The sequence below is a fragment of the Streptomyces sp. NPDC001858 genome (assembly GCF_053594615.1).
The window spans coordinates 118,115-132,085 of record NZ_JBSFEV010000027.1 but is presented as its reverse complement, the minus strand read 5'-3'; the positions used below and the strand labels follow the sequence as shown (position 1 = coordinate 132,085).

The 13,971-nt window shown below is 70.0% G+C and carries 11 protein-coding genes and 1 pseudogene; 5 read left to right on the top strand and 7 right to left on the bottom strand.

The window, feature by feature from the left end:
- The 3 genes from ACWCPF_RS31115 to glgB all read left to right on the top strand — a co-directional run.
- Positions 1–570 (top strand): alpha-glucosidase C-terminal domain-containing protein (locus ACWCPF_RS31115; RefSeq protein WP_451048422.1); only part of this gene is annotated, 570 nt, incomplete at its 5' end.
- An 87-nt stretch (positions 571–657) separates the two neighbouring features.
- Entirely contained in the window at positions 658–2,061 is a 1,404-nt protein-coding gene (locus ACWCPF_RS31110) for a maltokinase N-terminal cap-like domain-containing protein (RefSeq protein WP_451048421.1), read from the top strand.
- A gap of 13 nt (positions 2,062–2,074) precedes the next feature.
- Positions 2,075–4,549 (top strand): 1,4-alpha-glucan branching enzyme, encoded by a 2,475-nt coding sequence (glgB, locus tag ACWCPF_RS31105; RefSeq protein ID WP_451048420.1) that lies wholly within the window; start codon positions 2,075–2,077, stop codon positions 4,547–4,549.
- Between the two features lie 85 nt (positions 4,550–4,634).
- Here glgB and ACWCPF_RS31100 read toward each other — a convergent pair whose 3' ends face one another.
- Positions 4,635–5,837, bottom strand: coding sequence for a cytochrome P450 family protein (locus ACWCPF_RS31100; protein WP_451048419.1), 1,203 nt, complete (start codon positions 5,835–5,837; stop codon positions 4,635–4,637).
- A 307-nt stretch (positions 5,838–6,144) separates the two neighbouring features.
- Here ACWCPF_RS31100 and ACWCPF_RS31095 point away from each other — a divergent pair, with 307 nt between their 5' ends.
- The gene (locus ACWCPF_RS31095; protein WP_451048418.1) at positions 6,145–7,389 is read left to right on the top strand and encodes a ThuA domain-containing protein; all 1,245 of its coding nucleotides are present in this window, start codon (positions 6,145–6,147) and stop codon (positions 7,387–7,389) included.
- A gap of 15 nt (positions 7,390–7,404) precedes the next feature.
- On the opposite strand, the gene ACWCPF_RS31090 is transcribed toward ACWCPF_RS31095, so the two are convergent.
- The 5 genes and pseudogenes from ACWCPF_RS31090 to ACWCPF_RS31070 form a co-directional block, all read right to left on the bottom strand.
- Positions 7,405–9,699, bottom strand: a complete 2,295-nt coding sequence (locus tag ACWCPF_RS31090) for a HelD family protein (RefSeq protein ID WP_451048417.1) — start codon at positions 9,697–9,699, stop codon at positions 7,405–7,407.
- A 170-nt stretch (positions 9,700–9,869) separates the two neighbouring features.
- Positions 9,870–10,211 carry a thioredoxin family protein gene (locus tag ACWCPF_RS31085; protein WP_451048416.1) on the bottom strand — a complete coding sequence of 114 codons (342 nt, stop codon included), beginning with the start codon at positions 10,209–10,211 and terminating at the stop codon, positions 9,870–9,872.
- On the bottom strand, positions 10,196–10,633 hold the full coding sequence (locus tag ACWCPF_RS31080) for a MerR family transcriptional regulator (protein ID WP_451048415.1): 438 nt from the start codon (positions 10,631–10,633) through the stop codon (positions 10,196–10,198). Before ACWCPF_RS31080 ends, ACWCPF_RS31085 begins: the two co-directional genes overlap by 16 nt.
- Positions 10,634–10,662: 29 nt before the next feature.
- Positions 10,663–10,875, bottom strand: a pseudogene (locus ACWCPF_RS31075) (Lrp/AsnC ligand binding domain-containing protein); the annotation flags it as partial.
- A gap of 62 nt (positions 10,876–10,937) precedes the next feature.
- On the bottom strand, positions 10,938–12,161 hold the full coding sequence (locus tag ACWCPF_RS31070; RefSeq protein WP_451048414.1) for an RNA-guided endonuclease InsQ/TnpB family protein: 1,224 nt from the start codon (positions 12,159–12,161) through the stop codon (positions 10,938–10,940).
- Here ACWCPF_RS31070 and ACWCPF_RS31065 point away from each other — a divergent pair.
- Positions 12,160–12,414, top strand: a complete 255-nt coding sequence (locus tag ACWCPF_RS31065) for a hypothetical protein (protein ID WP_451048413.1) — start codon at positions 12,160–12,162, stop codon at positions 12,412–12,414. The two genes, ACWCPF_RS31070 and ACWCPF_RS31065, sit on opposite strands and share 2 nt — an antisense overlap.
- Positions 12,415–12,499: 85 nt before the next feature.
- Here the strand turns inward: ACWCPF_RS31065 and ACWCPF_RS31060 are convergent, their stop codons facing one another.
- Positions 12,500–13,963, bottom strand: coding sequence for a cation:dicarboxylate symporter family transporter (locus ACWCPF_RS31060; RefSeq protein ID WP_451048427.1), 1,464 nt, complete (start codon positions 13,961–13,963; stop codon positions 12,500–12,502).
- Positions 13,964–13,971 lie beyond the last annotated feature (8 nt).

Here is a 13,971-nt window from a genome sequence, read left to right as displayed (position 1 = left end):
CTCTCCCTGCCCGGCTCGCCGATCCTCTACTACGGCGACGAGATCGGCATGGGCGACAACATCTGGCTCGGCGACCGCGACGCCGTCCGCACGCCGATGCAGTGGACACCGGATCGCAACGCAGGTTTTTCGTCCTGTGACCCCGGGCGGCTCTTCCTGCCGACCATCATGGATCCCGTCTACGGGTACCAGGTGGCCAACGTCGAGGCGTCGATGTCGTCGCCCTCCTCGCTGCTGCACTGGACCCGGCGCATGATCGAGATCCGCAAGCAGAATCCCGCCTTCGGGCTCGGGACGTACACCGAACTGCAGTCCTCCAACCCGGCCGTCCTCGCGTTCCTGCGCGAGGCCCCCCTCACCGCGGACGGCGGGGACGACCTGGTGCTGTGCGTGCACAACTTCTCACGCTTCGCACAGCCCACCGAGCTGGACCTGAGCCGCTTCAACGGGCGGTATCCGGTGGAGCTGTTCGGCGGGGTGCGCTTCCCGGCGGTCGGCGAACTGCCCTACCTGCTCACCCTGGCCGGGCACGGCTTCTACTGGTTCAGGCTGCGCAAGGACGCGGTCTAGAACCCCGGGGCGGGACGGTTTCCGCTGTCCCGCCCGGGGCACGCATCACTCACACCCCGACCCCCCGGGGAAAGGAATGTGACACATATGGCGGAGACTGTCACACTTTCCGGCAAAACCAGCCCCGGCCTCCTCGCGTCGTTGGACCCCCTGCTGCGGGAGTGGCTCCCCCGGCAGCGCTGGTTCGCCGGCAAGGGGCGTCCGATCACCGGTTTCTCGCTGGTGGCGGCCACCGAGCTGCTGCCCGCCGGGGCCCGCCTCGGTCTGTACCACCTGCTGGTGCGCGCCCGTCAGGGAGCCGCGCCCGGCGACTGCTACCAACTGCTGATCGGCGTCCGCGCGGCCCTTCCGCCCCGGCTGGCCCCCGCCCTGATCGGCCATGTGACGGACGGCCCGCTGGCCGGGCGGACCGTGTTCGACGCCCTCTACGACACCCGGCCCGCCGAGGTGCTGCTGGAGGCCTTGCGCACCCGGGCCCGGATCGGCGGACTGCGCTGCGAACGCGACCCGGGGCAGGAGATCCGCTCGGGGCTGGTCCCGCGCCGCCTGACCGGCGAACAGTCGAACTCGTCGGTCATCTATGGAGATACGTTCATCCTGAAGCTTCTGCGCCGGGTCGTGCCGGGCGTCAATCCCGACCTGGAGCTGCCGCTGGCGCTGGCCCGCGAGGGCTGCCCCCGGGTGCCCGCCCCGACCGCGTGGCTGCTCGCGGACCCGAGCGCGGGCGAGGGCGAGGGCGAAAGGGACGGCGAGGGCGAGGCGTACGTGCTGGCGGTGCTCCAGCCCTATGTCCAGGGCGCGGCGGACGGCTGGGAGCTGGCGCTGCGGGAACTGGCCAAGGGCGAGGACTTCGTCGCGGAGGCGCGAGCGCTGGGCCGGGCCACCGCCGAGGTGCACGGGGCCCTGGCCCGGGCGCTGCCCACGGCGACGCTGGGGCATGCGCAGATCGGGCCGATGGCGGACGGCATGACCGAGCGGCTCGACGCGGCCGCGCAGGCGGTGCCCGCGCTGCGCCCGTACGCGCCCGCGCTGCGCACCGCCTTCACCGCGCTGGCCGACCTCGCCGCCGAGGGCTGCACCTGGACCGCCCAGCGCGTCCACGGCGATCTGCACCTCGGGCAGTGCCTGCGGGCGGCCTCCGGCCAGTGGGCGCTGATCGACTTCGAGGGGGAGCCCGCCCGGCCGCTGGCCGAGCGGCGGATGCCCCAGCCGGCCGTGCGGGACGTGGCGGGCATGCTGCGCTCCTTCGACTACGCGGCCCGGTCGGCCGACCCGCCCGCCCCGGGCTGGGCGCACGCCTGCCGGGCGGCGTACTGCTCCGGGTACGCCGAGGCGGCGGGCGTCGACCCGCGCACCGACCCCGTGCTGCTGCGTGCCTACGAAACGGACAAGGCGGTCTACGAGGTCGTCTACGAAGCCCGGCACCGCCCCGACTGGCTCCCCGTCCCCCTGGCCGCGATACATCGGCTCGCCGCGCCCGACCTGCCTTGAGGAGGCTCCGTACGTGACTCCCCCGAAGAAGAAGGCCACCGCGAAGAAAGCAGTGACCAAGAAGGCCGCGGACAAGAAGGCGGCCGGCGACGAGGGGGTGGCCGAGAAGGCCGTGAGCAAGAAGGCCGTCGGCAAGAAGGCGCCGGCCAAAAAGGCACCAGCCAAGCAGGCACTGGCCAAGAAGGCGGCAGGAGTCGCGAAAGCCGCCGCGAAGAAGCCCGAGCAGCCCGTGGCGCCTGTGGTGCGAGTGCCGCCCGTGGTGCCTGCGGCACCCGTGCCGCCGCTCGAAGCGACCCCCTCCCCCACCCCCGCTCTCGACGCCGTCGACCGTGAGCGGCTGCTGCACGGCACGCATCACGATCCGCACGCCGTGCTCGGCGCGCATCCGGCGTCCGGCGGGATCGTCTTCCAGGCGCTGCGCCCGTACGCGCGGTCCGTCACCGTCCTGTCGGGCGCTCTGCGCGCCGAGCTGCACGACGACGGCGACGGCTTCTTCTCCGGTCTGCTGCCCCTGGTCGAGGTTCCGGCGTACCGGCTGCTCGTGGAGTACGACGGCACGGCCGTGGAGACCGAGGACGCCTACCGTTTCCTGCCCACGCTGGGCGACCTGGACCTGCATCTGATCGGCGAGGGCCGGCACGAGCAGTTGTGGACGGTGCTCGGCGCGCACCCGACGGTCCACGAGGGCGTGCCCGGCACGGGTTTCTGCGTGTGGGCGCCGAACGCGCGCGGGGTGCGGCTGGCCGGCACCTTCAACTTCTGGGACAGCACCGGGTACCCGATGCGCTCCCTCGGCTCGTCCGGGATCTGGGAGCTGTTCGTGCCCGGGATCGGCGAGGGCGAGCTGTACAAGTTCGACATCACCCGCCCCGACGGCTCGCACACCCTGCGCGCCGACCCGATGGCGCGGCGTACGGAGGTCCCGCCCGCGACCTCGTCGATCGTGACCGCCTCGCACTACGAGTGGGGCGACGAGGAGTGGCTGGCCCGGCGGGCCGAGACGCCGGTGCACGAGGCCCCGTTCTCCGTCTACGAGGTCCATCTGCCGTCCTGGCGACCGGGCCTGACGTACCGTCAACTCGCCGAGCAGCTGCCCGCATACGTCAGGGACCTGGGCTTCACGCACGTCGAGCTGATGCCGGTGGCCGAGCATCCCTTCGGCGGCTCGTGGGGCTACCAGGTCACCGGCTTCTACGCGCCGACGGCCCGGCTCGGCACGCCGGACGACTTCAAGTGCCTGGTGGACGCGCTGCACCGGGCCGGCGTCGGCGTCCTGATGGACTGGGTGCCGGCGCACTTCCCGCGCGACGAGTGGGCGCTGGCCGAGTTCGACGGGCGTCCGCTGTACGAGCACGAGGACCCGCTGCGGGCCGCGCACCCCGACTGGGGGACGCTGGAGTTCGACTTCGGGCGGCGCGAGGTGCGCAACTTCCTGGTGGCCAACGCCAGTTACTGGTGCGAGGAGTTCCATGTCGACGGGCTGCGGGTGGACGCCGTCGCCTCCATGCTCTACCTCGACTACTCGCGCGAGGACGGTCAGTGGACGCCGAACGAGCACGGCGGCCGGGAGAACCTGGACGCGGTGGCGTTCCTCCAGGAGATGAACGCGACGGTGTACCGGCGCAGTCCCGGGGTCGTCACCATCGCGGAGGAGTCCACGGCCTGGGACGGCGTCACGCGGGCCACCCACCATCCGGGGCCGAGCGGCTTCGGCGGGCTGGGTTTCGGCCTGAAGTGGAACATGGGGTGGATGCACGACTCGCTGCAGTACATGGGCCACGAGCCGGTGCACCGCCGCTTCCACCACGACGAGATGACCTTCTCGATGGTCTACGCGTACAGCGAGAACTACGTGCTGCCGCTGTCGCACGACGAGGTGGTGCACGGGAAGCGCTCGCTGGTGTCGAAGATGCCCGGGGACTGGTGGCAGCAGCGCGCCGACCTGCGGGCGTACCTGGCGTTCATGTGGGCCCACCCGGGCAAGCAACTCCTCTTCATGGGGCAGGAGTTCGCGCAGGGCGCGGAGTGGTCGGAGGCGCACGGCCCGGACTGGTGGCTGCTGGACCCGGCGTACGGCGCCGAGGCCGATCACCGGGGGGTCAGAGACCTGGTCCGGGACCTCAACACCGTCTACCGGTCGACCCCGGCCCTGTGGCAGCGCGACACCGACCCCGCGGGCTTCCAGTGGGTGGTGGGGGACGCGGCCGAGGACAACGTCTTCGCGTTCCTGCGATACGACGCCGGGGGCGCCCCGCTGCTGTCCGTCTCCAACCTCTCGCCCGTCGTCCGCCACGACTACGCGCTGGGCGTCCCCGACGACGTCCCGGCCTGGCACGAGATCCTCAACACGGACGCGGCCGGGTACGGGGGCAGCGGCGTCGGTAACCCGGACCCGCTGAAACCGGAGCCCACACCCTGGCACGGCAGGCCGGCCGGCATCCGGCTGACGCTGCCGCCCCTGGCCACGCTGTGGCTGCGCCCGGCGTGACGGTCGTCGCCCCGCCCTGGTGGGCGGGGCGGCTCGCGGGACGACGAACAGTCACCGCGTCAGTGCAGTCACCGCGTCAGCGCGGTCAGTGCAGCAGCACGGGCAGCGTGGACAGGCCGTGCATCATGCGTGAGGGCGAGCGGAGCAGTTCTTCCTCGGGCACCGCCAGTCGCAGGTCGGGGTATCGGTCGAGCAGAGTGCTGAACACGATGCCGACCTCGGCTCGGGCCAGTTGCGCCCCCAGGCAGTAGTGGATGCCGTGGCCGAAGGACAGGTGACCGTTCGCGTTGCGGGTGATGTCCAGGGTGTCGGCCGACGGGAAGCGCTCTTCGTCCCGGTTGGCGGCGATCACCGCGAAGTGCACCACCGCACCCTCGGGGAGACTCACACCGCCCACCTCCATGGGTTCCGCGAGGTAGGCGTTCTGCGTGACCTGCCCCGGACCGTCGAAGCGCAGGAACTCCTCGATCGCGGAGTCCATGAGCTCGGGTCGCTCGCGCAGGAGTTCCAGCTGATCGCGGTGGGTGAGCAGCGCGTGCACGCCGTTGCCGATCACGTTGACCGTGGTCTCGTGGCCGGCGAGCAGCATGATGAAGAACGTCGAGGTGAGTTCGTCCTCGCTGAGCCTGTCCTCACCGTCGCGCATGGCGATGAGATCGGACAGCAGGTCGTCCGTGGGCTCAAGGCGTTTCGCACTGATCAGTTCCCGGCTGTATTCGAGCAAGGACGTGACGGCCTTCTCGAAGTCCTCGTAGCCGTAGGCGCCGATGTTCGCGATCGTGTGCGTCCACTCGCGGAAGTGGACACGGCCTTCTTCCGGGATGCCGAGCAGCTCGCAGATCACGTTCAGCGGCAGCGGGTACGCCAGAGCGGTGATCAGGTCGATGGGTTCCGTCTGATCGGCGGCGGCGAGGAGCTCGTCGGTCATCTCCTGGATACGGGGAATCAGCTTCTCGACCCTGCGCTTGGTGAACAGCGGGGCCACCAGTTTCCGCAGGCGAGTGTGGGCCGGCGGGTCGTTGTGGAGCGCGTTCGAATGAATGCCGCGAGCCACGTCCTCGGGGAGCTTGTCGGCGAGGAAGCCGGCGCGCCAACCGCCCCTGATGAGTCGCGGATCGGCCATCAGCGCGCGGGATTCCTCATAGCCGGTCACCAGCCAGCCGGACGTTCCCATGGGCGAGGTGAAGGGGTGGATCACCCCTTTGGCCGCCATGGCGGCGTACATGGCGTGCCGCTCCTCGCCGAGGACGGCGCCGAACGGATTGGGTTCGGCTTCGGTGTTCGTCACGTCAGGCACTCTCACTCTTTCCACTGGGCAGTCGAACTTCCCGACACAGGGCTCGTGTTGGGCACTCGACACCAAGACACCGGCGGCCCGTTCGCCGTAACAACCCGCGGATGAGACGTAGCGCACACCGAGCGCGGCGGAGCGCCCGCGCACCGACGGCGGCGAGGGGCGGGGGCGGCGGTGACCGGGGGCGGCGGGAGCGGCACGGGCGGAGAAGGTCTACACCATTGACATGTCCATCGTCGGCCCCCTTCAATGCGGTGGACCAGTGCGAGATCCCCCGCTCCGCGCACGAGAAGGGCCCCGTATGTTCACACCCGCCGCCGCCCGCCTGTGGCCCCGGTCCCTGTTAAGGCTGTTCACGCTGCTCGCCGTGCTGCTCGGACTGCAGACCGGGGTGCCCCAGACCGCCCGGGCGGCAGCCGACTTCAAAGTGCTCGCCTTCTACGGCGGTACGGAGGACCAGGCACACATCAGCTTCGACAAGGAGGCCAACTCCTGGTTCCCGCAGGCCGGCGCGCAGTACGGCTTCTCGTACACGGCGACCACCGACTGGAACCAGCTGAACACCGCCAACCTGGCCAATTACCAGGTGGTGATGTTCCTCGACGACTATCCCCACACCGCCGCCCAGCGGTCCGCGTTCCAGACGTACATGAACAACGGCGGCGGCTTCCTGGGGTTCCACGTCTCGGCGTTCACCACGGACAGCAGTGACTGGTCCTGGTACCACAACACCTTGCTCGGCACCGGCGCCTTCCGGAACAACACCTGGTGGCCGACCGCCGAGACGCTCACGATCGACGACCGCACCCATGCGGCGACGGCAGGCCTGCCGGCCACCATCACGTCCTCGGTCAGCGAGTGGTACAGCTGGCAGAACGACCTGCGGCAGAACCCGGCCATCGACATCCTGGCGTCCATGGCGCCCTCGACCTTCCCGGTCGGCACGGACGCCAACCAGTCCTGGTACAGCGGCTACTACCCGATCGCCTGGACCAACCGCAACTACAAGATGTTCTACGCCAACTTCGGCCACAACTACATGGACTACTCCACCGACACCGCCCTGTCCTCCACCTTCGCCAGCGCCCAGCAGAACCAACTGCTCATCCAGGGCCTGCGCTGGCTGGGCGGGCAGTCCGGCCCGGTCCCCCCGCCCACCGAACCCACCGGGGCGATCCACGGCTACGGCGGCAAATGCGTGGACGTCGCCGGCGCCAACAGCGCCAACGGCACCGCGGTGCAGCTCTACGACTGCAACGGCACCGGCGCACAGAACTGGACGGTGGCCACGGACGGCAGCCTGCGGTCGCTCGGCAAGTGCATGGACATCGCCTCGGCCGGCACCGCCAACGGCACCAAGGTGCAGCTCTACGACTGCAACGGCACCGGCGCACAGAAGTGGCAGCCCGGCGCGAACGGCTCGCTGGTGAACCCGGTGTCCGGGAAGTGCCTGGACGCGACCGGCCCCAGCTCCGACAACGGCACCCGGCTGCAGATCTGGACGTGCAACGGCGCCGCCAACCAGAGCTGGACACTGCCCTCCTGACAGACCGGCGAACCGCTACGGTCCTGCGACGTCCGTGCCGGAGGCCACGGCAGCGGAGAATACGGAGGAGGAGACGGCCTCTCCGTACTGCGCCAACGCTTCCGGCACCTCGCCGCTGAACACCACCCCCAGCCGCTGCGTGGCCCGGGTCAGCGCCACGTACAGGTCGCTCGTGCCGTACCGCCCGGGCTCCACCACCAGCACGGAATCGAACTCCAGCCCCTTGGACTGGCGCGGGTCGAGCAGCACGACGGCCCGTGTCAGGTCGGGTTCCGCGCCCGCCGTCACCCCGTCCAGCCGGGCGGCCAGCGCGCGGTGCAGGTCGCGCGGGGCGATCACCGCCAGTCGTCCCTCGGCGGGAGTGAGTTCGGCCACCGCCTTGGCCACCGCGCCGGGCAGGTCGTCCACCGCACGCCGTACCCACGGACGTACGCCCGTCGAGCGCACCGAACTCGGCGGCTCGAAGTCCGGCTGCTCGGCGCGGACCACCGCGGCCGCCATGTCCATGATCTCGGACGGGGTGCGGTAGTTGACCCCGAGGCGCGTGTGCTCCCAGCGGTCCTCGACGTACGGCGCAAGGATCTGCGCCCACGAACCGACCCCGGCGGCCTCGGCCGTCTGGGCCGGGTCGCCGACCAGGGTCATCGAGCGGGTCGGGCTGCGCCGCATCAGCAGCCGCCACGCCATCGGCGACAGCTCCTGGGCCTCGTCGACGATGATGTGTCCGAACGCCCAGGTCCGGTCGGCCGCCGCGCGCTCGGCGGCGCTGCGGTGGTCGTCCTCCTCGTGCCGCTCGGCGAACCGCTCGGCGTCGATGATGTCGTGCGCGGAGAGGACTTCGCCGGCCTCGGGGTCGTCGTCCTCCTTGTCCTCGAACTCGAAGCTCCGGGAGGCGTAGGACACGTCGAGCACGCCCTGGGCGTAGGCGACCTGCGCCTCGCGCTCGCGCTCGGCGAGCGCCCGCGCCGACCGGTCGTCCTCGCCGAGGAGTTCGGCGGCCTCGTCGAGCAGCGGCACGTCCGACACGGTCCAGGCGCGGGTCACCGGGCGGCGGACGGCGGCCGCGTCCTCGGCGCTCAGGTAGGCCTCGGGGGCGGCGAGGAAGTCGGCGACCAGGCGCTGCGGGGTGAGGTGCGGCCACAACTCGTCGATGGCGGACCGGACTTCGGGGTTCTCGGCGAGCTCGTCGCGGATCTGGGTGATGTCGCTCGGGTCGAGCAGGTTGGAGCCGTCGTAGGGGTCGGTGCCGATGCGTTCGGCGACCATGTCCGTCAGCGCGTTGAGGATGTGGCCCTCGAAGTGCTCGCGGGCCGCGTTGTGCGGCAGCCCGGCGGCGCGGGTGCGGTCGCGGGCTACGCCGGCCAGTCCGTCGTCGAGCATCAGGATCTCGCGGTCGTGCTCGATCGTGATCACCGGATCGGGCAGCGCCTGCCGGTCGCGGACGACGGCCGCGAGGACGTCCGCCATGTCGGCGCGGCCCTTGACGGCCGCCGCCGCGGGCCGGTCCGCGGCGCTCGCGTGGACGCCCGGGTACAGCTCGCCGACCGTGGCCAGCAGGACGCCGGTCTCGCCCAGCGCGGGCAGCACCTCGCCGATGTAGCCGAGGAAGGCGGGGTTGGGGCCGACGATCAGGACGGCCCGCTTGGCGAGCAGCTCGCGGTGCTCGTACAGCAGGTAGGCGGCGCGGTGCAGGGCGACGGCCGTCTTGCCGGTGCCGGGGCCGCCCTCGACGACCAGCACCCCGCGGTGCGGCGCCCGGATGATCTCGTCCTGCTCGGCCTGGATGGTCTGCACGATGTCGCTCATCCGGCCGGTGCGCGCGGCGCCGAGCGCGGCGAGCAGCACGGCGTCGCCGGTCGGGTCCTCGTGGCCGGTGCGCTCCTGGTCGCCGAGGTCGAGGATCTCGTCGTGCAGGGCGGTGACCCGGCGGCCCTCGGTGGTGAGGTGCCGGCGGCGGCGCAGCCCCATCGGGGTGTGGCCGGTGGCCAGGTAGAAGGGGCGGGCGACGTCGGCTCGCCAGTCGATCAGGATCGGCGTGAGCTCGGCGTCGTCGGCCCGCAGCCCGATCCGGCCGATGTGGTGCTTGGTGCCCGAGGAGAGGTCGATGCGGCCGAAGCAGAGGGAGCCGTCGACCGCGTTCAGCGCGGCCAGCAGCCCCGAGCGCTCGGCGACGAGGATGTCGCGCTCCAGCCGGGCCTGCATGGGCGTGTTGCCCTGGGCGAGGGCGTCGGTGACGGAGGACTCGGTGTCACCGCGCAGGGCGTCCACGCGCGCGTACACGCTGTCGATGAATTCCTGCTCACGACACATTTCATCGTCTGGAAATTCGCTGTTTGACAATTCAGCTCCCGCCCGGATATACTGTGCTCACTGAGCTTCTTTGTGACTTGATTTCCGTGAAGTCACGAACCATTAAATATACGCAAAGAACTCCCCCGAGCGCAATTGCTCGGGGGAGTTCTTTTGCGTATTACGTCAGGTCAGCGCACCGCGTCCGGGAGCACCTCGGACAGTTCCGCGAGAAGCCGGCGCTTGGGCCGGGCGCCCACCATCGACTTCACCGGCTCGCCGCCCCGGAAGACCAGGAAGGTCGGCATCGACAGCACTTTGTAGGCGTTGGTCGTCTCCGGGTTGTGGTCCACGTTCAGCTGCACCACCTTCAGCCGACCGCCCTCCTCCGCGGCGAGCGCGTCGAGCACCGGCCCCATCTGCCGGCACGGCGGACACCAGTCCGCGGTGAACTCCACGAGCACCGGCAGCTCGGAGCCGATCACCTCGGCCTCGAAGTCGTCGTCCGTCACATCGGTCACAGCGGTCCCCATTTACCGGCCTCCAGTTCGCACCCGGGTTCCGGACCCCCCGGAACCAGCGCCTCGGCGCCGAGCTCGTCCCTCGCCCGCTCGGCCCGCACCAGCTGCCCGGCGACCGTCTCGCGCACCGCCTGCAGCTCGCCGATGAGCGCGTCCAGCTCGCCCAGCTTGCGCCGGTAGACCGCGAGCGACGCCGGACACGAGTCGCCCTCGGGATGCCCGGCCCGCAGACACTCCACGAAGGGCCGGGTCTCCTCCAGGTCGAACCCGAAGTCCTGGAGCGTCCTGATCTGCCGGAGCAGCCGCAGATCGCTCTCGTCGTACGTGCGATATCCGTTGTCGGCGCGCCGCGCGGGCAGCAGCCCCCGCGACTCGTAGTACCGCAGCGTCCGGGTCGTGGTCCCGGCCCGCGCGGCCAGCTCTCCGATGCGCATACGGACGAACGTACGGCTTGACGCCGACGTCAAGGCAAGAGGGGTTTGTGGGACACGGGTGAGGTGAGCACGATCGAGGTGGTGGTGCGGCCCAGGACCGAGACCGCCTCCAGGACCTCCTCCAGGTGCACGGTGTCGGTGACGGCGACCTTGAGGATCCAGCAGTCCTCGCCGACCACGTGATGCACCTCGGTGATCTCCGGCCGCTCCATCAGCTCCAGCGTCCTGGGGTGTTTGAGGGTTTGACATGCTCCTCGCCCTGAAGGGCGAGGATTCTGGCCTTCCTTGACCGGTTGCCGTGCCGCTACGCGGCACGGTTTCCGGTCGGGAATCCGTGGCTTCCTGTTTCTTCGCGCTGTGCCGGGATCGCTCCCGGTCTTACCGGCGCTCCGCAGGCCGTCACCGCCAGTCCGGCGGCCGTCTTGATGTTGAGTGCGGCGTTGGTGTCCCGGTCGTGGACGGTGCCGCAGGCGATGCAGGTCCATTCCCGCACGTTCAAGGGCTTGGGGCCGTCCTTGACACCGCAGGCGTGGCAGGTCTGGGAGGTCGGTGTGAACCGACCGATCGTGACCAGAGTGCGCCCGTACCGTTCCGCTTTGTACGCCAGCATGCGGAGGAACTGTGCCCATCCGGCGTCGTGCACGGACTTGGCCAGCCTGGTACGAGCCAGTCCCGCCACCGACAGGTCCTCCACGGCGATCCCTTGGTTCTCGGAGATCAGCCTCGTGGAGAGCTGATGGTGGAACTCACGGCGGGCGTCAGCGACCTTGGCATGGGCGCGGGCGACCTTGAGGCGGGCCTTGGCCCGGTTCTTCGATCCCTTCTGCTTGCGGGACAACTCCTTTTGCGCCTTCTTCAGCTTCTTCTCCGCGCGCCGAAGGAAGCGCGGGGAGTCGATCTTCGTGCCGTCGGAGAGGACCGCGAAGTGGGTGAGGCCGAGATCGATACCGATCGCCTGGTCGGTCTCGGGCATCCGCGCCTGGTCGACGTCCAGGTCGGTGTCGATGACGAAGGAGGCGAAAAATCTGCCGGCCGCGTCCTTGATGACGGTGACGGAGGTGGGGGTGGTGGGCAGGATGCGGGACCACTTCACCTTCACCGCGCCAATCTTCGGCAGGTTCAACCGCCCCCGATCGGTGATGTTCCAGCGGGCGTTGGCGGTGAACCGGATCGACTGCCTGCTGTCCTTGCGGGACTTGAACCGGGGCGGGCCCAGCTTCGGACCCTTCCGGGTGCCCTTAAGGGAGGCGAAGAAGTTCTTGTACGCGGCCTCGGCGTCCCGCAGAGACTGCTGGAGGACGACTGCGGACACTTCACCGAGCCAGGCGCGCTCCGGCGTCTGTTTCGCCTGGGTGATCAGCTCCCGGGACAGCTGACCGGCCGTCGGGAACAGCTGCCCTGCCTTGCGGGCGTCCTCGCGGGCACGCACGGCGTCGTTGAACACGACGCGTGCGCACCCGAACACCCGTGCCAGCGCGGCCTGTTGGACGGTGTTCGGGTACAGGCGGAAGCTGTACCGGAGCTGCATGACGATCACACTAGGCACGTCGAACCCACGTCGTCACCGGGAACATGCGAACGACCCGTCACCGTCACGAGCAGGATCCGGCTCCGCCGGAACGACGCCGCGACGCTCCGACGTCGGCGAGGTCTCGCCGTTCTCCTTCTTCCGCTCCTACGGCATGGACAACTCCCGGGCCACGCGCCTCGGTTTCGCCTTCGCCGACGCACGAAGCTGGCTGTCGGCGGCGGTCGCCGAGACCCTCGGAAAGCGCCCCTGAGGGGCGCGGGGAGCCGATGGCCGAAACAGCCGAATGTCCGGCCCCGGTTCAGGCGGGGCCGGACATCCGGAACTGAGGGGAGCGGTTACGCCTTGGCGAGTTCCTTCTCGCCGCCTTCGCGCTGCTCGGGCAGTGCGCTGTCCGCGAGGACGTCACCGTCGGAGTCGCCGTCGATGTCGTCGTCGATGTCGTCGCCCTCGTCGAGAAGGGTCTTCTCGTCGAAGGGCAGGCCGCCCGCGAGCACCAGCTGCACGCGCTCCTTGTCGATCTCCTTGGTCCAGGTGCCGATCAGGACGGTCGCGACGGCGTTGCCGGCGAAGTTCGTCAGGGCGCGCGCCTCGCTCATGAAGCGGTCGATGCCGACGATGAGGCCCATGCCGTCCACCAGGGCGGGCTTGTGCGACTGCAGACCGCCGGCCAGGGTCGCCATGCCGGCGCCGGTGACGCCGGCCGCGCCCTTGGAGGCGACGAAGAGGAACAGCAGCAGCGGGATCTGCTCGCCGATCGACATCGGCGTGCCCATCGCGTCGGCGATGAACAGGGACGCCATGGTCATGTAGATCATGGTGCCGTCGAGGTTGAAGGAGTAGCCGGTCGGGACGGTGATGCCGACGACGGGCTTGCTGATGCCCAGGTGCTCCATCTTCGCGATGAGGCGCGGCAGCGCGGACTCGGAGGAGGAGGTGGACAGGATCAGCAGGAACTCACGGCCCAGGTACTTGAACAGGGAGAGGATGTTCAGGCCCGAGATGGCCTTCAGCAGCGCGCCGAGAACGATGAAGACGAAGAGGAAACAGGTGACGTAGAAGCCGAGCATCAGCACGGCGAGGCTCTTGAGGGCGTCCACGCCGGCCGAGCCGACGACCGCGGCCATCGCGCCGAAGGCGCCGACCGGGGCGGCCCACATCACCATCGTCAGGACGCGGAAGACGAGGCGCTGGATGTGCTCGACGCCGCGCAGCACCGGCCGGCCGACCTTGCCCATGGCCTGCAGGGCGAAGCCGCAGAGCAGGGCGACGAAGAGGGTCTGCAGGACCTCGCCGTCGGTGAAGGCGGAGACGATCGTCTTGGGGATGATGCCGAGCAGGAACTCGGTGGTGTCCTTGGCCTCCTCGGGCACCTGCGCCTGACCGGTCTCCTTGACGGCGTCCGTGACCGCGAGGCCCGAGCCCGGCTCCAGGATGTTGCCGACGACGAGGCCGATGGCGAGCGCGACCAGCGACATGACCACGAAGTAGCCGAGGGCGATGCCGCCTACGGCGCCGACCTTCGCGGCCTTCCGTACCGACCCGATGCCGAGGACGATCGTGCAGAAGATGATCGGCGAGATCATCATCTTGATCAGGTTGACGAAGCCGGTTCCGATCGGCTTCATCTCGACGGCGAAGTCGGGGGCGATGAGGCCCACGGCGATGCCGATGGCGACCGCGACGATCACCGCGATGTACAGATAGTGGGTGCGGTCCCGCTTGACTGCGGGTGCGGCAGGTGCCGTATCGGGGGTGCTGCTGGCGGCCACGGCTGCCCTCCTTGACGTCTTCGTCGGCATCACCGGCG

Excerpts from the sequence above, each read along its gene's own strand:
- ACWCPF_RS31110 (WP_451048421.1), top strand. The coding sequence starts at position 658 with ATGGCGGAGACTGTCACACTTTCCGGCAAAACCAGCCCCGGCCTCCTC.
- ACWCPF_RS31095 (WP_451048418.1), top strand. The coding sequence starts at position 6,145 with ATGTTCACACCCGCCGCCGCCCGCCTGTGGCCCCGGTCCCTGTTAAGG.
- ACWCPF_RS31090 (WP_451048417.1), bottom strand. The coding sequence starts at position 9,699 with ATGTGTCGTGAGCAGGAATTCATCGACAGCGTGTACGCGCGCGTGGAC.
- ACWCPF_RS31085 (WP_451048416.1), bottom strand. The coding sequence starts at position 10,211 with ATGGGGACCGCTGTGACCGATGTGACGGACGACGACTTCGAGGCCGAG.
- ACWCPF_RS31080 (WP_451048415.1), bottom strand. The coding sequence starts at position 10,633 with ATGCGCATCGGAGAGCTGGCCGCGCGGGCCGGGACCACGACCCGGACG.
- ACWCPF_RS31065 (WP_451048413.1), top strand. The coding sequence starts at position 12,160 with ATGACGATCACACTAGGCACGTCGAACCCACGTCGTCACCGGGAACAT.
- ACWCPF_RS31070 (WP_451048414.1), bottom strand. The coding sequence starts at position 12,161 with ATGCAGCTCCGGTACAGCTTCCGCCTGTACCCGAACACCGTCCAACAG.
- ACWCPF_RS31060 (WP_451048427.1), bottom strand. The coding sequence starts at position 13,963 with ATGCCGACGAAGACGTCAAGGAGGGCAGCCGTGGCCGCCAGCAGCACC.